General features: G+C 36.8%; 22 protein-coding genes and 1 other annotated feature. Of the genes, 8 read left to right on the top strand and 14 right to left on the bottom strand.

The window, feature by feature from the left end; all coding sequences use genetic code 11:
• Positions 1-7: 7 nt before the first annotated feature.
• Both AC4PID_RS13430 and AC4PID_RS13425 read right to left on the bottom strand, forming a co-directional pair.
• Positions 8-937 (bottom strand): CPBP family glutamic-type intramembrane protease, encoded by a 930-nt coding sequence (locus AC4PID_RS13430; protein WP_492132520.1) that lies wholly within the window; start codon positions 935-937, stop codon positions 8-10.
• 33 nt (positions 938-970) lie between these two features.
• Positions 971-2119 (bottom strand): M20 metallopeptidase family protein, encoded by a 1149-nt coding sequence (locus AC4PID_RS13425; protein WP_492132519.1) that lies wholly within the window; start codon positions 2117-2119, stop codon positions 971-973.
• A 230-nt stretch (positions 2120-2349) separates the two neighbouring features.
• Here AC4PID_RS13425 and AC4PID_RS13420 point away from each other — a divergent pair, with 230 nt between their 5' ends.
• The 4 genes from AC4PID_RS13420 (at position 2350) to dapD (ending at position 5802) form a co-directional block, all read left to right on the top strand.
• Complete coding sequence (locus AC4PID_RS13420; protein ID WP_492132518.1) at positions 2350-3351, top strand: aspartate-semialdehyde dehydrogenase; 1002 nt, start codon at positions 2350-2352, stop codon at positions 3349-3351.
• On the top strand, positions 3348-4232 hold the full coding sequence (gene dapA, locus AC4PID_RS13415; protein ID WP_492132517.1) for a 4-hydroxy-tetrahydrodipicolinate synthase: 885 nt from the start codon (positions 3348-3350) through the stop codon (positions 4230-4232). Before AC4PID_RS13420 ends, dapA begins: the two co-directional genes overlap by 4 nt.
• Positions 4225-4998: a 4-hydroxy-tetrahydrodipicolinate reductase gene (gene dapB, locus AC4PID_RS13410; protein ID WP_492132516.1), complete on the top strand. Its 774-nt coding sequence runs from the start codon at positions 4225-4227 to the stop codon at positions 4996-4998. Before dapA ends, dapB begins: the two co-directional genes overlap by 8 nt.
• 96 nt (positions 4999-5094) lie before the next feature.
• Positions 5095-5802, top strand: coding sequence for a 2,3,4,5-tetrahydropyridine-2,6-dicarboxylate N-acetyltransferase (dapD, locus tag AC4PID_RS13405; RefSeq protein WP_492132515.1), 708 nt, complete (start codon positions 5095-5097; stop codon positions 5800-5802).
• Positions 5803-5857: 55 nt separating this feature from the next.
• On the opposite strand, the gene hpt is transcribed toward dapD, so the two are convergent.
• Complete coding sequence (gene hpt / locus AC4PID_RS13400) at positions 5858-6385, bottom strand: hypoxanthine phosphoribosyltransferase (RefSeq protein ID WP_492135382.1); 528 nt, start codon at positions 6383-6385, stop codon at positions 5858-5860.
• Positions 6386-6575: 190 nt separating this feature from the next.
• Between hpt and AC4PID_RS13395 the strand changes: the two genes are divergently transcribed.
• Positions 6576-7751 (top strand): CD0519/CD1768 family membrane protein, encoded by a 1176-nt coding sequence (locus AC4PID_RS13395; protein ID WP_492132514.1) that lies wholly within the window; start codon positions 6576-6578, stop codon positions 7749-7751.
• Positions 7752-7985: 234 nt separating this feature from the next.
• Here AC4PID_RS13395 and AC4PID_RS13390 read toward each other — a convergent pair whose 3' ends face one another.
• Positions 7986-8117: a hypothetical protein gene (locus AC4PID_RS13390; protein WP_492132513.1), complete on the bottom strand. Its 132-nt coding sequence runs from the start codon at positions 8115-8117 to the stop codon at positions 7986-7988.
• A 135-nt stretch (positions 8118-8252) separates the two neighbouring features.
• Here AC4PID_RS13390 and AC4PID_RS13385 point away from each other — a divergent pair, with 135 nt between their 5' ends.
• A complete protein-coding gene (locus AC4PID_RS13385) occupies positions 8253-8786 on the top strand; it encodes a DUF4364 family protein (RefSeq protein WP_492132512.1) in 534 nt (177 codons plus the stop codon).
• Between the two features lie 88 nt (positions 8787-8874).
• Positions 8875-10542: a lectin like domain-containing protein gene (locus AC4PID_RS13380; RefSeq protein ID WP_492132511.1), complete on the top strand. Its 1668-nt coding sequence runs from the start codon at positions 8875-8877 to the stop codon at positions 10540-10542.
• A 147-nt stretch (positions 10543-10689) separates the two neighbouring features.
• Here the strand turns inward: AC4PID_RS13380 and AC4PID_RS13375 are convergent, their stop codons facing one another.
• Together AC4PID_RS13375 and AC4PID_RS13370 are read right to left on the bottom strand one after the other, a co-directional pair.
• Positions 10690-11970: a bifunctional folylpolyglutamate synthase/dihydrofolate synthase gene (locus tag AC4PID_RS13375; RefSeq protein ID WP_492132510.1), complete on the bottom strand. Its 1281-nt coding sequence runs from the start codon at positions 11968-11970 to the stop codon at positions 10690-10692.
• Positions 11971-11979: 9 nt separating this feature from the next.
• The gene (locus tag AC4PID_RS13370; RefSeq protein ID WP_492132509.1) at positions 11980-14622 is read right to left on the bottom strand and encodes a valine--tRNA ligase; all 2643 of its coding nucleotides are present in this window, start codon (positions 14620-14622) and stop codon (positions 11980-11982) included.
• A gap of 157 nt (positions 14623-14779) precedes the next feature.
• Positions 14780-14991: a binding site (T-box leader), on the bottom strand.
• Between the two features lie 181 nt (positions 14992-15172).
• Between AC4PID_RS13370 and AC4PID_RS13365 the strand changes: the two genes are divergently transcribed.
• Positions 15173-15712 (top strand): LiaI-LiaF-like domain-containing protein, encoded by a 540-nt coding sequence (locus tag AC4PID_RS13365; protein WP_492132508.1) that lies wholly within the window; start codon positions 15173-15175, stop codon positions 15710-15712.
• Between the two features lie 118 nt (positions 15713-15830).
• On the opposite strand, the gene pepT is transcribed toward AC4PID_RS13365, so the two are convergent.
• From pepT to AC4PID_RS13325, 8 genes are all read right to left on the bottom strand, one after another.
• Positions 15831-17054, bottom strand: a complete 1224-nt coding sequence (pepT, locus tag AC4PID_RS13360; protein WP_492132507.1) for a peptidase T — start codon at positions 17052-17054, stop codon at positions 15831-15833.
• A complete protein-coding gene (locus AC4PID_RS13355) occupies positions 17051-17881 on the bottom strand; it encodes an aminotransferase class IV (protein WP_492132506.1) in 831 nt (276 codons plus the stop codon). Before AC4PID_RS13355 ends, pepT begins: the two co-directional genes overlap by 4 nt.
• A gap of 128 nt (positions 17882-18009) precedes the next feature.
• The gene (locus tag AC4PID_RS13350; protein ID WP_492132505.1) at positions 18010-19344 is read right to left on the bottom strand and encodes an ABC transporter permease; all 1335 of its coding nucleotides are present in this window, start codon (positions 19342-19344) and stop codon (positions 18010-18012) included.
• The gene (locus AC4PID_RS13345; RefSeq protein WP_492132504.1) at positions 19337-21373 is read right to left on the bottom strand and encodes a COG1361 S-layer family protein; all 2037 of its coding nucleotides are present in this window, start codon (positions 21371-21373) and stop codon (positions 19337-19339) included. The genes AC4PID_RS13350 and AC4PID_RS13345 overlap by 8 nt, the downstream gene beginning before the upstream one ends.
• A gap of 24 nt (positions 21374-21397) precedes the next feature.
• Positions 21398-22198, bottom strand: a complete 801-nt coding sequence (locus AC4PID_RS13340) for an ABC transporter ATP-binding protein (RefSeq protein WP_492132503.1) — start codon at positions 22196-22198, stop codon at positions 21398-21400.
• Between the two features lie 78 nt (positions 22199-22276).
• On the bottom strand, positions 22277-22543 hold the full coding sequence (locus AC4PID_RS13335; RefSeq protein ID WP_492132502.1) for a hypothetical protein: 267 nt from the start codon (positions 22541-22543) through the stop codon (positions 22277-22279).
• Positions 22536-25124, bottom strand: coding sequence for an ATP-binding protein (locus AC4PID_RS13330; RefSeq protein ID WP_492132501.1), 2589 nt, complete (start codon positions 25122-25124; stop codon positions 22536-22538). Before AC4PID_RS13330 ends, AC4PID_RS13335 begins: the two co-directional genes overlap by 8 nt.
• Positions 25114-26340: a metallophosphoesterase family protein gene (locus tag AC4PID_RS13325; protein ID WP_492132500.1), complete on the bottom strand. Its 1227-nt coding sequence runs from the start codon at positions 26338-26340 to the stop codon at positions 25114-25116. Before AC4PID_RS13325 ends, AC4PID_RS13330 begins: the two co-directional genes overlap by 11 nt.
• Between the last annotated feature and the right edge of the window lie 59 nt (positions 26341-26399).

Here is a 26399-nt window from a genome sequence, read left to right as displayed (position 1 = left end):
ATTACCTCTAAAAATAAGCTAACTTAATCACCAATAGATACATCACTAATGAAAGTGCTATCGGTAAATAATGTTTGAATTTAAGTGTTAACGGTTCATCATCCCAAAGCTTTGTTACAGAATACTGCTTTCTAAGACTTCTTAGAACAGCTCTTATACCCATAAGACAGACTAAAGCAATCATTAAATAAAAGCCAATAACTGCAATCAATGCACTTGGCGAGTCTAGCACTGCACCAGTGCTCGCCGTGTCAACTGAGCTAAATAGATTATTGACATATCCTAGAGTAACAGCAAGACCATTATTGGTCACGTGTGCAATCATACCTGCAAATATGGATCCTGTCAATTGAACCAAATAAGAAAACAAGATCCCTAGCAAAATTGGGCCTAACAGGTTCTGAGGATTAAAATGAAAAATGCCAAATAATAATCCACTAAAAATTGCGCCCCACTTCTTACCTAGATCAGACTCAAAAGCGTTTAAAATTGCACCTCTAAAAAATAGTTCCTCACAGATTCCAGCCGAACCAGCTATAACAGCAAATAAAAGCAAGAACTCAGATGGACTACTCGCAGTTGGCACTGGTGAAGATATTGATTCACCCAATAGCTCGATGATAAATATAGTAATTAGATTGGCAACTGCAACCGCAGGTAACATCAAAGCTGCGAGAACAATAATTTTTGGAATCGCCTTTAGCTCTAGTTTTTTAAAACGAAAAATTTCTTTAACTGATTTTTTTCTAAGCGCTGTGTAGATAAGTATTGGGATTGCCATTATACCAAACTCTGTAATTAGAAGTCCTGATATTAACTCTCTAGACTGAACATACCCACCAACGGTTAAAAATAGAACGGCTAAAATAATAAAAAATGTATTGGCTTCAGATATTGTAAGGTTATTTCTAATTTGCGTTTGCTCTTGTTCAATCATACGTCCTCCTATCAGTTTAGGGTCAGTCGTCTATTAGTATTGAATGCTGCCTTTATACGTTAATATATTCATATAAGCTTTAAGCCCAGTCATCATGATCTCATTATCAAAATTGAATTTTGAACTATGAAGCGGATGCACATAGCCTCTTTCTTCATTATACGTACCCACAAAGAAAAACAAGCCCGGTACCTTTTCCTGATAATATGAGAAGTCTTCACTGATCATTTGTGGTTCAATTTCTTCACAGATGTCACCATGATAGGTCATAAACTCAGTAAATAGTTTATGATCGTTGATTACGGGTGGATACATATCTCTAAATTCTACTTGAATGGTAATTCCATACGCGATTTCAATTCCTTTTAGATATTGAGACATTCTTGATTTAACCAAATGATACACATTTTTATCAAAGGCTCTAATGGTTCCCTCAAGCCTTGCTTTACCAGCTATAATATTGCGTCTTTCACCGATTTCAACCTTACCTACGGTTAATACAGCAGGTTGTATTGGGCTAACATTACGGCTTACGATGGTTTGTAATCCTAAAATCACTTCACTCGCTATTACTGCTGAATCTATCCCCGTATGTGGCATTGCACCATGTGCACTGGTGCCTAATATATCGAGATCAAATTCACCGGTCATCGCCATCATTGGACCAGGACATAGGCCGATTTTACCTTGCATCACTTGTGGGAAAACGTGTATACCATAAATTTCTGAGACATTATATTTGTCTAAAATGCCATTGTTAACGATAACTTCTGCACCGCCAGGACCTTCTTCAGCGGGTTGAAAGATTAATAACACATTATCGACCAGCTTTACCTCTGGTAAACTCAAAGCCCTTGCAAGTCCAAGCATCATCGCCATGTGTCCGTCATGTCCACACGCATGCATATGCCCTTCGTGGGATGAATGAAACTTAAAATCACTTTCTTCGGTTACAGTTAAACCATCTATATCTGTTCTAAAAGCAATTGTTTGGGTTGGTGATACGCCTTTAAGAAAAGCGACAATCCCCGTCTTTGCTACAACTTCAAACTCGATGCCTAATTTTATAAGCGTCTCTTTTAAATATTCATGTGTCTTATATTCTTCAAATCCCACTTCTGGAATCTGATGTAAAGCTATACGATCTTCAATTATATCGTTTTTTAAAGTCATCAAGTCCATTTCATCACCTCATATAACATTATTTTTATTATTGACGTTACAATTTCATAGTGATAGTATATATATAATTATCCAAAAGCCTGCATGTATACAATATAATTGGGAACCAATCACCCAACTTTGGACATCACTTTAGTGTCAATCATTATTATATTCTATATGATATGGTTTAAGTATTCAAGGTTAGCTCTGTTAACTAATTAAAACAATTATATTTAGGAGGTTTTTTCATGAAAAAGATCAATTTGGCTGTTGTGGGTGCAACAGGAATGGTTGGTAGAACTTTTTTAAAAGTTCTTGAAGACAGAGATTTTCCATTTGACCAGCTCTACTGTTTTGCCTCTAAAAAATCAGCTGGTGAAGTGGTCGTATGTAAAGGTAAGGAATATGTCGTAGAAGAATTAACTGAAGCTTCATTTGATAAAGACATTGATATTGCCCTATTTTCCGCTGGTGGTGACATCAGTGAAGTTTTCGCGCCTATTGCAGCTTCAAAGGGCGTAGTCGTCATAGACAATTCAAGTGCTTGGCGAATGGACCCTACTGTACCACTCGTCGTTCCAGAAGTCAATCCGGAGGCACTTTCTACTCACAATAACATCATTGCTAATCCCAACTGTTCTACGATTCAAGCAATGGTCGTCTTAAAACCACTTTATGAAAAATACGGTATTGAAAGAGTTGTTTACTCTACTTATCAAGCCGTTTCAGGTTCTGGGGTTAAAGGCGTTTACGACCTTGAAGAAGGTCTTAAAGGCAATAATCCACTTTCTTGCTACCCACATCCGATAGCGGGTAACTGTTTGCCTCAAATCGATGTGTTCTTAGAGAATGGTTATACTAAAGAAGAAATGAAAATGATCAATGAGACGAAAAAAATTCTCTCAGATGCTTCTCTTAAAGTTACTGCAACTGCAGTAAGAGTTCCTATTTTCAACAGCCACAGTGAATCTGTGAACATTGAGTTAAAATCTGCATTTGATATTGCTGATGTAAAAAAATGTTTAGCAGAAGCACCTGGTATCGTGCTCCAAGATGATCCAAGCAATGGTGTTTATCCACTTGCTGCGTCTGCAACTGGTACTGATCCTGTTTATGTCGGACGTATTCGCAGAGATGAAAGTACAGATAACGGCATTAACCTTTGGATTGTTGCTGATAATATTCGCAAAGGAGCTGCAACTAATGCGATTCAAATCGCTGAAACGATGTTGGAAAGGAATTTAATATGAGTTTATTTAAAGGATCAGGCGTAGCACTCGTTACGCCTTTTTGTGCTACCGGTATAGATGTAAAAGTATTGCATGATTTAATTAATTGGCACATAGATAATGGTACTGACGCGATTATCATAAGCGGTACCACAGGTGAAGCCTCCACATTAACCTATGAAGAAAGGGAGTGTCTTTATACAGAATCGGTTAAAGCTGCTTCAAAACGCATCCCGATCATTGCAGGTACTGCAACAAATAATACAGCAACGTCTATAAAGTATAGTCAATTAGCTGAAGCCTGCGGTGTAGACGGCTTATTGCTCGTCACGCCATATTATAATAAATGTACACAAAAGGGATTAATTGCCCATTTCACTGCGATTGCAGAGTCGGTAAAGATACCTTCAATTCTATATAACGTTCCTTCAAGAACGGGACTTAACATGTTGCCGCAAACTGTTTTAGAGCTTTCTAAGTTACCTGGTATCGTCGGTCTTAAAGAAGCTTCAGCAGACATCACTCAGATTACAGAAACCTTTAGACTCCTGCCATCTGACTTTTCAGTTTATTCAGGAAATGATGATCATATCGTACCTTTGTTAGCATTAGGCGGTCATGGCGTCATTACTACGGTTGGCAATATTATTCCAAAAGAGGTACATGACCTATGTCAGTCATGGTTTGATGGCAATTTTAATACCAGTGTTCAACTACAGTTTATGATGAATCCTCTTGTTAAATCCGTTTTTGCTGAAGTTAATCCAATTCCGATTAAAGCAGCCGTTGCACTACTCGGTTTTGAAGTGGGTTCGGTGAGATTACCATTAACCGATGCAGAAGCTTCGACAGTACAGACCATAAAGACATTGCTAATGGAAAGAGGTGCTTTAAGTGAATAATATTTTTATCACTGGCATTACTGGCGTCATGGGCGGACACTTGGTCAAAATCATAGAGCGATATCCAAATTGTAATGTTGTTGGCGGACTCGGACATGTTGCGCATACAGATGAACGGTACCCTATTTATACTAACTTTAGTGAAATCCCTTCAAACCTTGAAATTGACTGTATCATTGATTTTTCAAATGCATCGATTGTGGATGCTTTATTGGATTTTGCTGTAGGTAGAAAACTGCCTTTGGTTCTTTGTACAACTGGGCTGAGTGAAAAAACAAATGCAAAGGTCACAGCAACCAGTGAACAAATCCCTATTTTCAAATCTGGTAATATGTCACTTGGCATAAATGCCATATCGCATGCGATCAAATTGGTATCAGAGCTTCTAGATGAAAGCTACGATATTGAGATTATCGAAAAACACCATAACAGAAAACTAGATGCACCTAGTGGTACTGCTCTTATGCTAGCTGATGCGGTTAATCAAGGTAAAGCGACTTCTTATGATGTCGCTCTCGGCAGACCAGCACATGGCGCTAAGGAAAAGTCGGTTATCAACATCCATTCAGTTAGAGGTGGCAATATCGTTGGCGATCACGAAGTGCTTTTCGCAGGTGAAGAAGAACTGATCGAAATCAAGCATACCGCACTGGATCGAGGCGTATTCGCAAAAGGTGCTGTTGAGGCTGCCCAATTCTTAGTCCACCAAGCAGCTGGTCTTTATGATATGAACCACTTGATTCAGGAAAAATTAAGTAAAAGATGATGAGTCACAATGTTTTTGCATATGCAAATAGAGTAACAATAGATAGAATAAGTAATAGATAACTTCAATTGATACAAAGGTTATAAAGGAGAAAAAATGAGTCAATACGATTTAACGAACCCATATGAAATTGCAAAATTTATTAAGGATGCAAAAAAAGTAACCCCGATAAAAGCCTATATCCAGTCGAATGCGCCATTAACTTCAGATACCATTAAGCTTTTTGGCGATGTACCTTTCTATATCGCTTTTGGCGATGTGATCGATATGAAAGCTTTCTTAGAAGCCAATGCTGATGTCATCGTCGAACAAGAGTTAGAAAACGATAGAAGATTGTCTGCTATTCCACTTCTTGATTTAACAAAGGTCAACGCTAGAATTGAGCCTGGCGCATTGATTAGAGACCGCGTTGAAATCGAAGATCAAGCAGTAATCATGATGGGAGCGGTAATTAACATTGGTGCACACATTGGAAAAGGCACCATGATTGATATGAATGCGGTTCTTGGTGCAAGAGCGACGGTTGGCGCAAACTGCCACGTTGGTGCAGGTTCAGTTTTAGCAGGCGTATTAGAACCGCCAAGTGCAACACCAGTTATAATAGAAGACAATGTTATGATTGGAGCCAATTGCGTGATTTTAGAAGGTGTCCGAGTTGGTGAAGGTGCTGTCGTTGCGGCAGGTTCAGTTGTAACTAAGGACGTTCCAGCTGGATCAGTAGTAGCCGGGGTACCTGCAAAGGTTATTAAAACCAAAGATGAGCAAACAGAAAGTAAAACACAATTATTAGAAGACTTAAGATAAAAAAATAAACTAGGAGACTTAGTGATGCTAAGTAACCTAGTTTTTTTTTCATTTTTTAATCAACAAACGCAAATACGTGATCCACATTTCTATAATAATCGCCATAGTTTAAACCATAGCCAACGATGAACATATCAGGAATCTCAAATCCTACGTAGTTAGGTACATACTCTACTTTTCTTCTAGAAGGTTTGTCGAGAAGCACACATGCTTTCAGCGACTTAGGATTTCTCTTTTCTAGGATGCTTAGCACACCTGTCATCGTCAATGCAGAATCCGTAATATCATCAACGATTAACACGTCAAACTCAGAAAGATCTTCTACACTAATATCTTGAACGATTTTTAGTTGGCCAGTACTCTCTTCACTATGGCCATAGCTTGAAGTTGTCATAAACTCTATTCTAACTGGTAAATCGATTTTTCTTACCAAATCTGCTGTGAAAATAAAGCTACCTTTTAAAAGTGAAATCACCATTAGATTTTTATCTTTATACTCTGACGTTAGCAACTCACCTAACGATTTGATTCTCTCATCAATACTTTCTTTTGATAATAAGATTTCTCTTCTCTTATTCTCAATTCCCATCATTACCTCCAACAATTTAATTATCAATATTTTATAGTAGATATTGCCTATTTTCAAGTCTATTTGGCATTTCAAAAAAAATAATAGTTATTACAAGAAATTAATCAGTCCGCTTTCAGAAAATAATGTCAATTTAACGAGTGAAATAGTAAAATGTAATTAACGACTTGAAGGGGGATTACAAATGGAACACGGCAAAAAAGTGAAAAAGGCGATTTCACTAGAAACTTTTGTATTTCTAGGTATCGCTGGTTTGGTTTTCGGATATCTTGGAACGGTTATGGGGATCGACAAGATGTTCAATACCATTATGAATACGGCGCACTATCTGTTGATTGAGGTCGTATTTTTTATTATGGCAATCGCCGTTTTAGCTGGCGCATTTGCTGCACTTTTGTCGGAATTCGGGGTTGTTGCACTTATCAATAAGATCATTTCACCAATTATTAAACCAATCTATGGTTTACCTGGTGCTGCCTCTATTGGTATGATTACGACCTATCTTTCAGACAACCCTGCAATTATCTCATTGGCACACGACAAAGGCTTTAAAAAGTATTTTAAAAACTATGAACTCCCAACCTTGTGTAATTTGGGTACTGCATTTGGTATGGGTTTAATCGTAAGTACTTTTATGATCGGTCTTGGTAAAGGAACTGAGTTTATAGTACCAGTCGTACTAGGCAACTTAGGCGCTGTTGTGGGCAGCGTTGTCAGCGTCAGAATTATGATGATTTTTACCAAACAATACTATGGTGTTACGAAAAACAACGCAGCACCTACTGTTGATTCTGATGACTTTATGACAACCCGTGAAGTTAGAGATGGCAACTTATTTGAACGTGTTCTCGATGCCACACTAGAAGGTGGGAAGACAGGCGTTGAGCTCGGTCTCGCAATTATACCAGGTGTTGTTATTATCTGTACCTTAGTTATGGTCTTTACTTTTGGTCCTGCAGAAACAGTAAATGGCGTAGCGGTTTATACAGGCGCTAAAAAAGAAGGGGTTGCGCTTTTCCCTAAAATTGGCGAGCTACTAAGTCCGATTTTAACTCCGCTTTTCGGATTTAAAAGTGCCGAAGCAATTGCATTCCCTATTACTTCTCTTGGTTCAGTAGGTGCAGCTATGGGACTTGTAAAAGACTTCCTTGCTAAAAACCTTATCGGACCAAATGATATTGCTGTTTTCACTGCTATGGGTATGTGCTGGAGTGGTTATTTAAGTACACATGTAGGTATGATGGATGCATTACACGTTAGAAAGCTTGCATCAAAAGCGATTATAGCGCACACTGTCGGTGGTTTAATGGCAGGAATTGCAGCACACTATTTATTTGTATTATATAGCATGTTCCTCTAGCTCATTTTCAAATCATATTTCATTAGATGCAAAAAATAAGGAGCTCTATTAGCTCCTTTTTTTATTTAGCCACAATCTTGTTTGTGGTAAAATCTGAGGACTCGATGTCCGATGATTTTCATAAAGCCACAATCTTGTTTGTGGTAAAATCTGAGGACTCGATGTCCGATGATTTTCATAAAGCCACAACCTTTGTTTGTGGTAAAATCTGAGGACTCGATGTCCGATGATTTTTTATTTCTTCGCCTTGGTAATTTGGATCAGTTCCTTAAGCAACACGATGATTTTATTCAGTGAAAACTGTATCGAGACTAGAATCAAGAAGAAGAAAATAATTCCAATCAATTCATAATTTATACTTCCCATATCTACCTCCAAACCTGTTATGTCAATAATTATACCATACGATAAATTTCTATCCAACTTCTCAATTCGTTTTGAGTTTTTAGATTTCTATGCTATACTATCATCTGTAACCATATTGATTAGGAGGGACTGCTGTTGAAGCCCAACTCAGACCAGCAACTTAAATTTAAGATCATAATCTTATATACGATTAATCATTTTTCGGTACCATTAACAAATCAACAACTCACTGACTTTGTTTTGGAACATGATATAATGAATTATTTCGACCTACAACAATACTTAACCGATCTCGTTGAAACGTCTATGCTTGAGTACAGTTCAAGCGAAGGTGATAAATACTATATCATTACAGAAACCGGTCGAAACACCTTAGAACTGTTTTCAGATCGTGTCTCTCAGACATTAAGACGCACGATCAACGATAGCATCGATATGAAAAAGCGTTCATTTGTCATTAAAACAAATGTAACCGCAGATTACTATAAAGAAGACGATAACGATTACATTGTTCATTTAGCGGTTAAAGAAGGCATCTATACCCTTATGGACATCAAAGTTAATGTCGTTTCAAACAAACACGCAAAACAAATTTGCGAAAATTGGGAGAAACGCGCGCAGTATCTCTATGGAGATATCCTTAACCGATTAATTGATGATACAGAGTGATTCTGTATCTTTTTTCATATCAGAACCTGAGCATTCGCTTGATTCATTTGATTTATTAGATACCGATCTGTTATTTAAAGGAGTATTTATGAAATCCAATCTATTTCAACACCTTCAAACTCATATAAAAGGGCCTTTCTTAGTTGTTCTTGCATTTTTTATTTCATTATGGGGAACAAACGTGCACAGCTTTTCAGCAACAGTTAGCCCAACAAGCTATATCATTCCTCAAATAAAAGTAACCTTGGTTGGAAAAACCTATAACAATACAGATTTTAAATACCCAATACTTCTCATTGACGATCAAGTCTACTTTCCACTTACATGGGAAATGACACAGACACTAGGCTTTGATGCAAAATATACCGTTGAAACTGGGTTGATCTTAAAGAAGCGGACTTCGATTGGCTCGAATATGATTACCACTAGAAGCCTTGGTGATTTGGCTATAAGCGGTTCGACCAATAAAGTTACCTATCCGGTACGCGCACTCGGATATCCACTTTATAGTGAATTACCTATTTATAACTTATCAGGGGTCACATATGTTGCACTGGATTATACCCCCATACTAAATGCAGTTCTCACAGGCAGTGTAAAGAATAATATTACGATTGCACCAGATTTACCCGTTTATATGCCACTTGTTTTCAATACGTATAAACAGTTTGATGCTTCTGCATTTGTTAGAGATCAAGGTAGCGCAGCAACCTGCTGGGCTTTTGCAGCCAATACCCTATTTGAACTTTCTATTGCAGTTAATACTGGGAAAGTTCTCGATTTCTCGGAAGCACATCTTTTAGATAATGCACCTATGCCGGTTTCACCATTGAGTGGTGGTAATTTTAATATCTCTTCTACCTATTTTTTAAATGGGATAGGACCTGTAGACACAAAAGGTCATCAGAACTATCGATTAACTGGCTACTCAGAAGTCAACAATGATTTGATAAAAATCAAATCCAACATCATGAAATACGGCGCTGCCTTATCTTCTATTTATCTAAATGAATCTGATACCAGTGTTTATAAGCAAGATACCTTCGCCTACTACAATTCAAGCGAAAACAAACCTCGTACACATGAACTGGTAATTGTAGGTTGGGATGACACTTATGACAAATCCAATTTTCAAATAAAACCGACAAGAGATGGTGCATTTATCGCTCAAAACAGTTTTGGCAACAGTTGGGGAGACAATGGTTTTTTCTACATCTCCTATGAAGACGTTCATATTATGGACTACACATATGCCATAACCGATTACGACACTTCACTTGATCACACAACCCTTTATTACTATGATGAAACTGGCGTGACTCATTTTGATGCATATGAAGATGAAAATCCCGTTTTTGGGGTAAATCAATTTACTGCCAAAGCTGCATCTAAACTCATTTCGATAGGCGTATATACGACAGAATCAGACGAGCGTGTTTCTATCTTCGCAGGAAAAGGTATCTTTGCAAACGCAATAGGAACGGAATTAAACACAGTTACGTTAAGGGAGAAGGGGTATCATGAAATTGAACTCCCCGTACCTTTAACACTCACATCAAAAGAAGGGTTCTGGATAGCAGCACAGTTTGATGGCACGCAGAGCTTTCTAGTGCCAATTGAAGCGCCCTATCCAGGGATTGACTACACCATCAAGGGTCTGCCGGGAAGAAGTTTTATAGGTAATGGTGAACGATTTGAGGACATTACTCAAATTTGGCAACAAGGAAGTATCGCAATACGTGCCATTACTCAGTAAAAGGTTAAAAAAAATCCTATTTATGTCACGAACGTTAAAATTCGATTCATAACTAGGATTTTTTATTTTGATCTGTTTGATAATTATTTCATTTCTATTGATTTTACTTCTCTTTGATTGGATTCAGTTTAAACTTGATTGTTGAAGTTAATTATGAAACTTTGCCCGAATCTCACCAATCATGTAGAGCGAGCCAAATCCCAAATAAAGTGTATTCGGATTTGCGTGTTCTAATACCCAATCGACACATGATTTAATTGATTCATTCTCATAAAGGACTGGCGTTCCATGTTCTCTGAAAGCATCAGACAGGGCACTTTCATTTAGTGCTCTTGGGTTATCAGGCTTTGTTGTAACAACACCTTTTAAGTATGGTGTAATTTCATTCAACATACCTAAAACATCCTTATCTTTTAGAATCCCTACGATACCAACTACGTCCAAATCCCCTTTTAGCATTTTTAGACTTTCAACAAGTCCTAAAATACCATGTAGATTATGGGCACCATCAATGATGACAAAAGGTTCTCTAGAAATAATTTCTAAACGTCCAATCCATTTAGCCTTTTTAAGGCCTTCTGACAACTGTACATCAGAAACTGAAAAGCCATATTTCCTCTTCAATACTTCTATGATTTCTATTGCCATAGCCGCATTTTGTGCTTGATAAGGTGCAAACAAACTCAGAGAATACGGCTGACTTTTATAGGTCATCTCCAACGCACCAAAGGTGCTCTTTGTAATCGACAACTGGTTTAAATCTGTAATGATCAAATCATTATTCTCATTTTGACACTTCTCAGAAATAACAGACAACGCACTTTCCTTTTGTGGATAGGACACAGTGATACCATCTCTTTTAATAATACCGCTTTTTTCGTAAGCGATCAGTTCAATGGTGTCACCTAAATACTCTGTATGATCAAGTGCCAAAGGCGTTATAACGGAAACTAGAGGCGTATCGATGACATTCGTTGCATCAAGTCTTCCACCTAAGCCAACTTCTAATACAACGACATCACAAGCTTCATCTAGAAAATAAAGCATCGCAATGGCAGTCACCACTTCAAACTCTGTAGGATGATTATAGCCCTCTTTAACCATTTCGTCGATTTGTTCTTTTACCTTTTCTGTGTGCTTAGCGAGCGCTGACTCGCTAATCAAAGTATGGTTAACTCTCATTCTCTCATTAAAGGTTTCAATAAATGGCGACGTATATAGTCCAACTCTATATCCCGCTTCAACAAGAACAGAATGTGTAAACGCACTTGTAGATCCTTTTCCATTGGTACCAGCTATATGCACAAACTTAAGCTTCTTTTGCGGATCGCCGAGTCTCGACATCAAAAGTTTGATGTTGTCGAGACCCAGTTTGCTGCCAAACTTATAGGTGCCGTGTATAAATGCTAAGGCCGCCTCATATGTCATGTCGCTCACCTACTTGCTTAATTTTAATTGGATGGCTTCGATACGTGAATTGATTGTACCTAACATCTCTTGGTATTTTATCTCTTTCTGCTTTTCTTCATCAAGTAAGTGTGCAGGTGCTTTACTTACAAATCCTTGATTCGCAAGCTTAGATGTCACTCTTTCCACTTCCTTTTCAAGCTTTGATTTTTCTTTAGTTAATCGATCTAATTCTTTATCATAATCTATCAAATCATCTAATGGCAGGAATAGCTCAGCACCATGGATAACTGCAGACACCGCATCCTCTGGAATGTCAGATGCTGCTACTAAAACCACTTCAGAGCATGATGCTAAGGTGATTAAATACTCCGCTTGATCCACTAAAAGTTGTCCTACAGATGCATCTGACGCAACGATTAAGCATTTTGCTTTTCTCGAAGGCACAACGTCCATCTCAGCTCTTACATTTCTGAGGTTTCTAATCGCATCCATGATGAGTGTCATCTTCGCTTCAGCATCAGGGTTATTGTTTTGTGGTGCTGCTATTGGCCATTGGTCCGTTACAAGTAAGCCACTTACATTTGGCATAAACGACCAAATTTCCTCTGTGATAAACGGCATGAATGGATGAAGTAATTTTAAAATCGATTTTAATACTTTTACAAGTACTTTTTGTACGGTTGCTTTCGCAACTGCATCTTCACCATACAAGCGCTTTTTAGCAAGCTCGATGTACCAGTCGCAATACTCGTTCCAAGTGAATTCATAAATTTTATTAGCGGCAATACCAAGCTCATATTTTTCAAGCGCTTGAGTGATTTCAGCAATCATTGTTTCAAGTCTAGATAGAATCCACTCATCTGCTAAAGTCAAAGCTTCAGTACCATCTAAATCAGAAAGCTCTCCTTCAAGACCCATGATTACAAATCGTGAGGCATTCCATAGTTTATTCGCAAAGTTTCTAGAAGATTCAACTCTTTCAATTTGGAATTTCAAATCATTTCCTGGGCTATTACCAGTCGCAAGCATAAATCTAAGCGCATCTGCTCCAAATTGATCGATGATCTCAAGTGGATCAACCCCATTGCCTAAAGACTTACTCATCTTACGTCCTTGAGCATCTCTAACGAGACCGTGAATAAATACGTCATCAAATGGCTTTTCACCCATGGATTCTAGACCAGAGAATACCATTCTGATAACCCAGAAGAAGATGATATCATATCCAGTAACCAATACGTTCGTCGGATAGAAATAATCGAGTTCAGGTGTTTTATGTGGCCAACCAAGCGTCGAGAAAGGCCAAAGCGCGGAGCTGAACCATGTATCTAGAACATCCTCATCCTGTCTGAAGTGTGTACCACCACAGCTTGGACATACATCTGGCATCTCTTTCGCTACGACGATCTCTGGACAAGATTCGCAATAGTATGCTGGAATTCTATGCCCCCACCATAACTGTCTAGAAATACACCAATCACGGATGTTTTCTAGCCAGTTCATATATACTTTTGTAAAACGATCTGGAATAATTCTAAGATCGCCTTCATTTACGACATCGATTGCAGGGCCAGCCAGTGGCTCCATTTTTACAAACCACTGGTCCGAAACTCTAGGTTCGATGATTGTACTGCAACGGTAACAAGTACCTACGTTGTGTGGATGTTCTTTGGTTTTAACCAAATAACCGTTTGCCTCAAGATCTTTAACGATCGCCTTACGACATGCAAAACGATCCATACCCGCATATTGACCTGCAACTTCATTCATAGTTGCGTCTTCGTTCATTCCATTGATCTGCTCTAGGTTATGTCTAAGACCAATCTCAAAGTCGTTTGGATCATGTGCTGGTGTCACTTTCAGTGCACCTGTACCAAAATCCATTTCAACATAACTGTCTGCAATAATTGGAATTTCTCTATCGAATAGTGGTAATATACATTTCTTACCGATTAAGTGCTTGTATCTCTCATCTTCAGGATGTACGGCTACACCAGTATCTGCAACCATAGTTTCAGGACGAGTTGTTGCGATTTCAAGATATTCGTCAGTACCCACTACAGGATACTTAACATGCCAAAATGCACCTGGCTTCTCTTCGTGTTCTACCTCTGCGTCAGATAACGTCGTTTTACAATCAGGACACCAGTTAATGAGTCGATTGCCTCTGTAGATTAAGCCCTTTTCATAAAGTCTTACAAACACTTCAGTAACGGCTTCATTACAACCTTCATCCATTGTAAATCTCTCTTTTTCCCAGTCACAGCTTGAACCTAACTTTTGCATTTGATTTACGATAATTCTACCGTACTCATCGCGCCATTCCCAAGCTCTTCTTAAGAATTCTTCACGGCCCAATTGGTCTTTGGTTAAGCCTTCTTTTTCTTCTATCGTCTTTAAAACTCTAACTTCAGTAGCAATACTCGCATGATCTGTTCCAGGTAACCAAAGTGCTTCATAGCCTTGAAGACGTTTAAAACGGATCAAAACATCTTGTAGCGTTTGATCTAATGCATGCCCCATATGCAGTTGTCCTGTAATATTAGGTGGTGGTAGAACAATCGTATACGGTTTTTTATCCGGATTCACTTTTGCACTAAAACTCTTTTCTTCTAACCACTTCGCATAAATACGATCTTCAAATTCCTTTGGATTATACTTACTTTGCATTTGACCTCCTACTTTTCAAACCTCTCTTGGATGAAATTCATATATAATTTTGTATGATCTACGCATCTTGAATAATAATCTATTAAATAAAAAAACTGAGATTCCTCTCAGTTTTTATGCCCATTTTGGTTTTTGGGCATAAAAAAAGAACCTTTGTCCAAGGGACGAAAGCTCCGCGTTACCACCCTAATTTCATCTAAGCTTCTAGATGACACCTCGACGCTTTAACGGCGCTAACCGGATTTGGCTATTAACTTACCAAATCTTCTCCAATGCTACCTTCATCTTCTTTCATCAAGTGAACTTTCAGCGCTAGGCTCACCTCTCTAATGATTGCCAAAGATTACTCCTCATCTTCATTGAATTTCAATATTGTTCTCATTATAATAAATGTATAAAAGAAAGTCAATATAAGGGGCATTCTAATTTTGCTCTAACGTTAATTTAACCTTTCTATCTTATACTATGTTTAAAATCATCGTAACAATGCATCTGAAGGGGATTTATCAGATTAGCACTTATACGAATTATCCATTAATAGGAGGTTACTATGGAAGATTCTAAGAATCGTTTGCTTGGCATTTTCTTAATTGCCATTGGCGCGGTATTGGTCATGGACCATTATCACATTATCAATTTTAACATTTGGGATTTATGGCCACTTGCTCTTGTCTATATTGGACTTAAAGCTGAAAGAGATTATTTCTCAGGAAATGCAAGCGGTAGAAATTTATTAACTGGTGCCACTTTCTTAACTTATGGTTTATTTTTTCTCGTAAGTGAATTTACGACATGGAACGTGCAAGGACACTTATGGCCACTCTATATTATGGGACCAGCACTTGGCTTTTTACAAATGGCATACTATGGTCACCGTCCAAGAGCTAACTACCGTACTGGAATGATCTTGCTTGGTATTTCACTTCTATTCTTAGTTGAGAATTTCGTCAACTTAAATTACGACTTAATCTTATTTGTGGGTTTAATCGCAGTAGGTCTATACTTACTTAGAAAACCAGCTAATTCTGATGATGGATATGCAAATGATAGCAGTCGAAATCATCAAGAGGATGAGGATGAACGCTACTAAAACTAATAAAAATCTTCGTGGCTAAACAAAAGCCATTTATGTCTAAATGTCATAAATGGCTTTTTTGTTACTTCAAATTTGATTTTTACATTAATATCGATTCGATTTTATTTTTATCTTAAGCTTCTTTCACATACAATTGAATCACTTCTAAAAGTACTTCGACTGTCTTTTCCATTGATTGTACTGGAATGTATTCAAATTTACCATGGAAATTATGACCGCCAGTACATAGGTTTGGACATGGCAATCCCATATAGGATAACCTTGCGCCATCTGTTCCCCCTCTAACCGGAACCACCAATGGTTCAATATCTAAATTTTTCATCGCTGTCATCGCATTTTCTATTAAATGGAAATGCGGTAGGATTTTTTCTCTCATGTTGAAATAAGAATCAATTAGATCAATTTTAACCGTACCCTCACCATATTTATGGTTGAGGAACTTTTCGATTTGAACAAACATTGCTTTCTTTTCTTCAAATTTAGCAAGGTCGTGATCGCGGATAATATAAAGCATGCTTGCGCCTTCTACATTACCAGATATATCATTTAAATGATTGAAGCCTTCATATTTTTCTGTATACGCAGGATTATCAAAAACTGGTAGCATCCCGTGTAATTCCATTGCGATTAATATGGCATTTTTCATTTTGCCTTTTGCTGAACCAGGATGGATATTAGATCCTTTAATTTTTATTTTAGCAGTCGCTGCGTTAAAGTTCTCATATTCCACTTCACCGAGCTCACCACCATCTACGGTATAACCAAAATCAGCATCTAACTTTTCAAGATTGAAAAGGTTAGCACCTCTACCGACCTCTTCATCTGGCGTAAATGCTATTTTTATATCGCTGTGTTTTACACTTGGGTTGTTGATCAAATATTCTGCCATGGTTAGTATTTCAGCAATTCCTGCTTTATTATCTGCCCCTAATAACGTTAAGCCATCGGTTACGATTAAGTCTTGACCTACATAGTGATTTAAACTTTCAAACTCAACTGGCGACATAATAATCTGTTCTGTTTCATTTAAAACGATATCCTTTCCATCGTAATTGGATACGATTCTCGCGTTAATATTTGCACCTGACAAATCAGGAGATGTGTCCATATGTGCGATAAAAGCAAGTTTTGGGCCTGGTGCATTGCCCTTAATATGGCCATAGACATAACCATTCTCATCCATTTCTACACCTTCAATACCCATTGCTTTCATTTCTTCAACTAAATACTTTCCAAGTTCTAACTGCTTAGCTGTCGATGGGCAACTCTCTGATTCAGGATCAGATTCTGTATCAAATGCCACATACTTTAAAAATCTTTCATGTACTTTTGTCATTTGTAAAGCCTCCTTGTTTGTTGTAGATCATCTTGTATTTTAGTTTCAAATTCAATTTGTAGCATTTTGATCATTGAATGATTGGCCGAATCATATGAAAATGAATCGATACGTTTAATGGGCAAGATATGAATCGATGTTCCTGTTAAAAAACAGGCCTCAAAATCCCCTAAATTTTCAACTGGCAGAACACCTTCGACCAAGGTAATCCCCTTCTCAAAAAGTATTTCAAGAACTTTTTCCCGTGTAATCCCTTCAAGTACCAGTTCTCTATTTGCACTAAATAGTGCATTGTCTTTAATAAAAAACAAATTGGAACGGCTGCCTTCTGTTATTTGACCTAGTTCATTTACTAAAATAACTTCAAATACATTATTTCTAGTTTTCTCAGCACCAATTATATCAGTAAATGACGCTCGGTATATTTTAGCATGTGGATTGGGACGTTCAATTTTGAAAGTAGAAGTCTCCACACCTGTATCATAGGTTGAACGCTCTGGATAAATGGATTCAACCAAATAAAGCGTCCAACATATTTGACCAGATGAAATTTTGCCGACTTCCAATCTCACGTTTGTTATTGATATATGATTTAATTCTGTTAGCTCTTTGATTGCATTTACGACTAACTCTAATGGCAAATCTAAAATTAAATCGGTTAGTTGCATTGAGTTATAAAGTCGTTTTAGATGGGACTCTATAAATAAAGGCACACCATCATACAAACGAATGACTTCGTAAATAGGTGGCGCTGTAAAAGGTACATCCTGAGTTTGATTTACTGGATGTCCGTCAATCATTCTTATTGTCTTAACTTGTTTTGGCATTTGTACCTCCTTTCTCATTATAATGTATCCCCACTGCAAAATCAAAAAAAGAGTTGCTAAAAACTTAAAATTAAGCCTTTAACAACCCACTATTGATTCTACTTACAGTTTAAAAATTGGTACACTTTTTATTCTGTACGAATGGCTTCTAATGCACTGAGTTTTGTTGCTCGTACGGCTGGATAATAGCCTGCTACTAATCCTATAACCGTTGAAAAACCCATACCAGACAATGCAAGCCACACTGGGATATCAGATAATATCGTTGGACCATAATAGCCTGAGTTGCCGTTCATACCTGATAAAACTGAATTGATAATAAATGAAATACCAAAGCTGAGTCCAATGCCTAGGATACCACCAAATAGACCAATCATAGCTGCTTCAAATAGAAACAATCGCTTGATATCTTTTAATTGAGCGCCAATAACTTTCATAACCCCGATTTCCTTCGTTCTTTCATAAATCGACATTACCATCGTATTCGTAATACCAATTGCAGCTACAAATAATGAAACCGCTCCGATACCACCTAAAATGGCTTGAATCAATCCTGAAGTTTGCTTCATATTTTCAAGTGCGTCGGTTAAACTATAGGCTTCGTATCCCATTGCTTTAATTTGATCTTGTACTTCTTGAACGTATTTAATGTCACTAACGCTTACTTTCATTTCATCGTATTTGTTTTCTTTAGTAGCATTACCTCGCGATCCTTTTGAACTCGTGTTGCCAGTATTCCCTTGATCGCTCGTTTTGTTCTTTCTATCAAAATCATTTTTTAGTTTTACAAAAGTATCGTAATCCATAAACACGTCGTTGGCATAATTATAATCTGTTTCTGACGTTACGCCCGTAACCGTTAAAACGAATCCTTTTGGTCTTCTTCCTTCATAATATTGAGAAGTTGGTAGCATTTCAAGTTTCGTATTGAACACATCAATCACTGGTGGGCTTTGATAAGGGTTTCGTGACTTTGGATCATAGAAGTAATTTTTAGCATAAAATCCAAAAAGCACTTCATTTTTAAACTCACCTGTAGGCAAAGTCCCTTCACTGAGTTTAATATCCATTAATGCTAATTTTTCGAAATCTACGGCTTTAATACTCGTATAGCTTTCGTATTTCCCAGCATAAATTTTTGATTCGAAACGCTTGAAGCCAACAGCAAATTCAACATTCTCTATACCTTCAATAGAGCTTATTGTGTCATCATCCAAGTAAACTTGACCGTCACTACTAGATTGACCTTCAAAATAATAATTATTGGCATACACATCAATCATTGTTAAGCTACCATAGGATTCAAGCTGTTGTTCAAATGCTTTGTTCATCCCTAATCCTAATGATACCATGACAACGATTGACGCTGTACCTATAATAACGCCTAAGACCGTAAGAATCGTTCTAGCTTTTCGTCGTAATAGGTTTTTTAAACCCATTACAGCTAAATCGAAACTACTCATCTAAAGCCTCCATTTCTTTCTTGTGTTTTCTTACTTTTAAGACCTTTCTAATGATAAAGAATACCACTACAGCAGCTACAAATGCACCTAATAGAATTTTCCATAATGCAATGCCACTTGGTTGTTCTTCAGGCATCCCTGGATCAATTGGGTATTCTCCACCATTATCAATGATTGGCATATCCATTACAGTATAGCTAAACGGTTTTTCTACTGTGGATACTGTACCTAATGCATCCTCAAAAGTGTATACTAGCTTACCTTCAAAGGTGCCAGTTTCATAAGCAAAAGCTTGAGCTGAGAAATAATCGCTCTTTCCAGCATCGAAGTTACCGACAAAGTAGCTGCCTTCGTTGGTTTCAACACCTTCAAGTTTAACCATCATATTGTACATGATCGATTTACCCATGTTGTAAAACTCTTGCTCTATATAAAACGGTTGACCTGAATAGATTTCAAAAGGCACGACCATATCAGCAGTTTCCAATCTAACCGGCTGTGCAACTGCAACGCTTAGAACTTCACTTTCTTCGTATGGTGATTTGTTAGCATCGTATGCATTACCTTTACCATCTTCATATTCCATTTTTGCTGTAACTGTATAGATTTTTACACTTGCATCTATTTTTGTTTTTAAGTACACCGTATGTGAATAAACTTGACCTGGTCCAACACTTGGAACAAAGAAAGAGCTTGAAGAATCCACTGGTGTAAATACATTATCTTCACTTGTTAAAGTCACTTTGATATTTTTAGTGCTTTCAGATGTGCTTGTATTTTTAATGTTAATTGTTAAAGGATAATCTTGACCAGCATATACATACTCACCGCCGTAATCATAGCTTTCAACAATTAACTTTGGTTTTGATCCAGCATCTTCAGTTGAGCCTTCAACATAAATGCCTACATATTCTTGAACGGTCTCAGCTTCTGCACTTGTAACACCCTTAGGCACATAAGCTACCTTGATGTAGGTATGATAGTTTTCAGTTGTTGTGTCCGCTTTCGCCATCATTTTGAAAGTAACTGTTTTTGACTCTCCTGGTGCTAATGCTTTAACAACGACTCTTGAAGTTGCTTTAGAGATAAAAACTTCTGGATATTCGTAGCTAATATCTGCAGTTGAGATTTCAGTATTTCCTTTATTACTTACAGTAAAAGTAACCTCAAAGTCATTTCCAGCTTTGACTGAGTTTGGATAAACGACGTTTGTTACTTCTAAATCAGCATCAATTGCGTCTTTGCCCGCTAAAGTAACATAAGCGGTTGAAGTTTTGCTGTATTGTTTCCCCACTTCATCGATGTAGTCGATTTTCACATTGATTGGGAAAGTACCTTCTTTGGCATCTTTTCCAGCAATAATATTAAAATAAACGAGCTGCTCTGTTTTAGAAGAAAGTTCCGTTAAGGTCTTTGTATCTACATCTTTATATAATACAACGCCTTCATTGGAAAAACCGGATACAGATACTTTGATATCTTTTGCTTTCATGGTTCCTGTATTCTTAATTTTAAGTGCTAATGCATCTGGCGTATCTGCCTGAAGTGCATCTTGTCCTGTATTATACGAAACAACACCTAAAATAGGTTCTACATTTGAATTTTCAACTTGTACATATGCCTTGTCAGTAATGGTGTAATCGGTATCTTCAAAATTGCTAAACTCAATTAATACATCAAATTCATATATTTTTGATTCAGCTGTTGGGCTAGTTGCAACATTAAACACAAGTTCTTTAGTTTCATTTGGATTCAAATAAGTAACTTTTTGAGTTAAGTTAGCGATATCACTTCTAAATGGATGATTGCCTTGAATCGTAATGCGAACATTTTTCGCCATAATGTAGCTCACATTTTGAAGCGTGATTTTATATTCTGAATTTTGCCCTGCCTTAACAACTTGAAGCGTACCATCTGCTTTTACGCCGACTACTGGTTTATAAGGATCCGAAAGTGCAAATCCACTTCCGCTGACGGTTAGAACGATTACCATCATCAAAATCATCGTTTTCAATATTCTATTTCTCATTGTTTTCCCCTTAGTATAAGATTGTTAAATTTCTACATAATTCTCTTCGTATGGTTTTATATACTTTTCGTATACGTCATCGCCATCTCTTAGTTCAATGCTTTGAATGTCCCCATCTCTAATATGGATAACCTTATCTGCATATAAAGCAACCTCAGGATCATGCGTTACAATGACGATGGTTTGATTTTTCTCTCTCGCCATTTTCCACATGATATGCATGACTTCTATTGAGGTCTTAGTATCCAAGTTACCTGTCGGTTCATCTGCAAAAATAATTTCAGGCGATCCGACAAAAGCTCTTGCAATACCAACCCTTTGCTGCTGTCCACCACTCATCTGACTCGGCTTATGTTTATAGCGTTCCTTGAGGCCAACCATTTCTAGGTATTTCTTAGCAATTTTTTCACGTCTACTTTTTGTAAATCTACGAAAGATCAATGGCATCGCCACGTTTTCAAGTGCTGTAAGTGCAGGGAGTAAATTATACGATTGAAAAATAAAGCCAATATACTTTTGTCTAAAAACAGCAAGCTGCTTCTCAGACATCTTTTCCATTGCTTGATCTTTAATTCGTATTGTCCCTTTCGTAGGTTTTTCAAGACCTGCCATCATGTTCAAAAGTGTTGATTTTCCTGAGCCTGAAGTACCTAGGATACAACATATTTCCCCACGATGAATGAGCAAATCAATCTTGTTTAGAGCAACAACCTTCTCGCCACCGACCTTATAAACTTTTCTTAGTTCTTTAATATCGATGACGATATCTTTAGATGTTGACTCCGACGATTTTTTTGTACTTATTTCACTGGTCTGTTCAATCACGTTACGACCTCCTTCCTTATGCTATTCTATATCGTAACCATCATAACGCGATTCTCTTTACTTATACTAAGGAATTCATTAAAATTGCATTAGAAATCCAACCCATGTATTGAAGTTAGAAACTATACTAATGACTAAAGCTAATATGCCACATATAGCGCCAAACGTGTAAAAACGTTCTTTTCGCTTACTTCTTCTGTAGTACTCTAGCTCGTACTCCCATGCATATTTCTGATTTGAATGCGTCTTATTGGTCAACTGCTCTGTCTTACTTTCGTTAATTTGTTTTAATATATTGCGTTTGTTTTTTTCAAACTCTAATTGTTCTAGAATCTCTTTACTCATTTTCCACCTCAATCACTCTAACAGATTGTAAATTCTTAAGTCTATTAGCCAAATCAAGATGACATGTAAAGCCTATAATCTGTCTTTTTTCTGTTAGCTTGCTTAGAACATTCATTGTATTGTCAAATCGCTCTTGATCCCAATTGATTAAAGCTTCATCTAAAACCAAAGGTAAATTACCCTCGGGATCAAGTGCTTCTATCACTGCAATTCGATAAGCTAAAAATAGTTGTTGTTTTGTTCCTTTACTAAAAGCAAGTGAAGCGGGTAAAAGCTCACCTGATACTCTAAAAATCAACTCATATTTTTGATTTTCTTCTTGTAGTAACACTTGCTCATATTTACCACTGGTCATGTCTCTAAGAAGCTCGCTAACTCTTTGAATGATATTGGGTTGATTTTCAATTCTAAACTTCTCATCAGTCCATTTTAAGAGTTCAAATGAAAGCATTAACAAATCGCGTTTTTTAGTCAACGTATCATATTCAAGCTGTTTAGAGAGTATATTGCTAATGACTTCTTCTAGGTTGAACTGCTGCTTAAAGTTCTCTATCTCTGTTGTGAGCTTTGTTTTCTCTGTAAGAAGAGACTTTTCATGTTCACTCACTTCTTCAAACTGCTCTTCAAGCAAATCGTAATCATAGACTTCAAGCAGTTTCAACTTTTCTAAGTCCACATCATAATTACTTAACTCCGATTGGTAAATTTTAATGGTTTGAGTGACCTCGCGATTGGACTCAATTTGCTTTAGACCAAAGTTTAAATCACCATCTCCAAAATCAAGGATCATGTTTACGAATGCATCATACTCTTTTTGTTCAGCTTCATAGCGACTTAACTCTTGATGAAGTTGTTCCTCATATTGCATAATTTCTCTGTTTTTAGAAGACTCTTCAGCCACTCTTTTGTTGAGCGCTTCCAGTTGAGTAAGTATTAATTGGATTGTCAACCTCACGCCTCTTGTAAAATCTACATTTGGCATATTCATTAAACCTATCAATTTATCTTCATCATTTTTCTTTTCAATCGCCATTTGTTCAAGCTTACTTTCTAGGACAGACTCATCAATTACCAATGCAATCAACTGTTCTAGACGCGTAAAGAATCGTTGATCGCTATCACGATAAACATATTCTGGTAAAGTGATCCCATTTGTAGATTGATTGATTTTTGCATATAAGTCACTTAAATCCATCATTAAATTCTGTTTTTTTGACCCCAATGGCATTAAACTAGCAATTGCATAACCAATCATCAATAGTCCTGGCCACGATAAGAGCTTAACCGTCGGTAACAGCCATCCTAAAGCTGTAAGAATAACACCAATAGTGCCAATAGCAAGCATGATAAGCTTATTGCTCTTAACCTCTGTCTTTTCATTTTGAATGATCTCTTGATTTTTCTGTTCACCTTCGGCTATCTTTTGAACCAGTGTGATTAAATCTAGTACTTGAACACCTTTTAGATTGCGTTTGTCTTCTGGTGTTAGTTCCTTGTTAAATAGCATTTGAAAGTTCGCGGCAATTTTATCATTTAAACGCATTCTCTCATCAATGATTCTATGAATTTCATGATCTTTTGCTTCATAGACTGCTACACCACTTTCAATTTCGTTTCTAACTACGTTTAACTCAAGCAATTTAGTGTCTGATTCATTTAATGGATTTATATTCCTTTTTAATTGGTCTATTTTCTCTTTTAAACTTTCAACTCTAATTTTTAATTCTGAAAGTTTCGCTAAGCTCTGATCATATTGATTCATGATTTGATCAGGTAAGCCATTAAACGATTCAGGTTTATAAATTCGACGCGATAATTCTTCGATTTTATCATTTAAATCTTTATAAGGGCGCCAAGTTCTAATCTCTTTTAATTGCTCGTTAATGATCTTCTTTTGATTTGACAAAGATTCAATCTTATTTGAGAGCTCATAGAGCCTTTCTATATCAGCATTTTTTTCCTCGTATAGCTGCTCTAATCTAAGTTTCTCTTTCTTAAGCTCATTGATTTCCGAAAGAACAACAGACATTTGAGGATTACCACGCTTGTCTTTTCTCCAAATACTACTAATTTCTTTATCTAGTTCATTTAAGACTTCATTTACATTTCTCAAATAGTCGGAGCCATAGTTGAAAATAAGCTGCTCTTGTACATTCTCCCAAGTATCCTGTTCTATACTGTTTAAGGTATCCGCAGTTAAATAAAAAACACTCTCAAACATTTTGTCACTGACACTTGTAATAAACGGGAGCCTTTCGTTTCTATAACTCTGAATGCTATTTTTTGATAAATCCGTTAAATTTAATTTAGGCGCACTCTTTAGACTTCTTTCAACCTCAAAAAGTTCCCCATTATTTGCGATTTCACAAGAAAAATTTATTTCATTTTGTTGCCAATTCACGTAGGGATGTTTTTCTCTATTGGCAGGCTTAAATCCATAGAGCATTGAGTAAATTGAATTGAAAATTGTAGATTTGCCAGACTCGTTGCGTCCATAGAAAAATGTAATCTTCTCACCTAATTGAAATGATTGAGACACCAATTTACCATATACTTTATAGTCCAGTTGTTTAATTTTCATCCTTAGATACCACCATTCTATTGATTAGCAATGTTTTTACTTCTTGATTGAGTGCATTTATCGCATCCATTTTTTGTTGTTTTTGTTTGAAGCCCGAAAAACCTGGTAGCTGATTCAGCCTTATCAATAATTCCTCTGGATAATCTCTTTCATCTAAAAGACTGAGTAATTCTGAAACAACCGTATGCTCTTGCTTAAGAGCTTCTTCAGATATATAAGCCTCTAACTGAGTTATGTCAAACTCTAGAAAAAGTAAATCCAGCAGATCCATCAAATCCTTCTCTAAATATTCTAGATTAATTGAATTTAGTTCTTCAAGTAATCGTGTCTTACCCGTTAACAGTACTCTAATCAATTTTGGACGACGTTCATCTTTCAATTCTTCCTGAATCAAACTAATGAGATCATCCTTTAAAGCTTCCATGCTTGTAATTTCACTTCTAAAAGCATAACTCAATTGATACCAAGAAAGGGCATTAAAATCAACTGCCTTAATGTGAGTGATTCCTCCCTCAATTTCAATCCAAAAACCACCTTTTTTTCCAGTCTCTTTGATATTTAATCCTTGAATGTTACCAGAATAGCCAATTCTATCGTTTAACAATTGACGAATATGGATATGACCCAAAGCAAAATAATCATAATTCAAGGACTCAATGGTGTGTAACGGCGTTGCCATATATGCAACTTTATCTGAGGTTGTAAGCGCACTGGGTACACTGGCATGTGCCATTCCTATTCTAGTGATAAAACCATCTTTTCTAGGAAATGTACGAATCAGATCTCTTTGTTCAGACTTTGATTGATGACCAACGCTTATGAGCTCAAATGGTGTGTTATCTCTACTGTGCACCAAATCAATTCGAACGGTATCATCGAGAAAAATATGCAGATTCTCATATTGAGATAGTTTACTCATAAAAGGAAAAGTGCCTAAGGGATCATGATTGCCAGAGCAGTAAGCAATATGAATGCCTGATTTCAATATCCGCTCAAATTCACTTATTACAAATTGCTCATCCTCAAATGAAATTTTATCGTGATCAAACAAATCACCAACGATCATTATCACATCACACAAATGATTGATTGCATAATCAAATGCATTGGTTAAAGACTGTTTCAAGCTGTTCTTAAGCTGTTTTCGTACCTTTTCGCTTTTATTTGCATATCCAGAATTTAAATGTATGTCAGAAAGATGTAAAACCTTAATCATATTGCCACTCCTTTTTCCACTTTTCTCCTTTAATTATAGTACATGGTTAGAAAACTAAC

Source organism: Fusibacter sp. QWL-12 (assembly GCF_058683495.1).
This window is presented reverse-complemented; position numbering and strand designations above follow the sequence as displayed.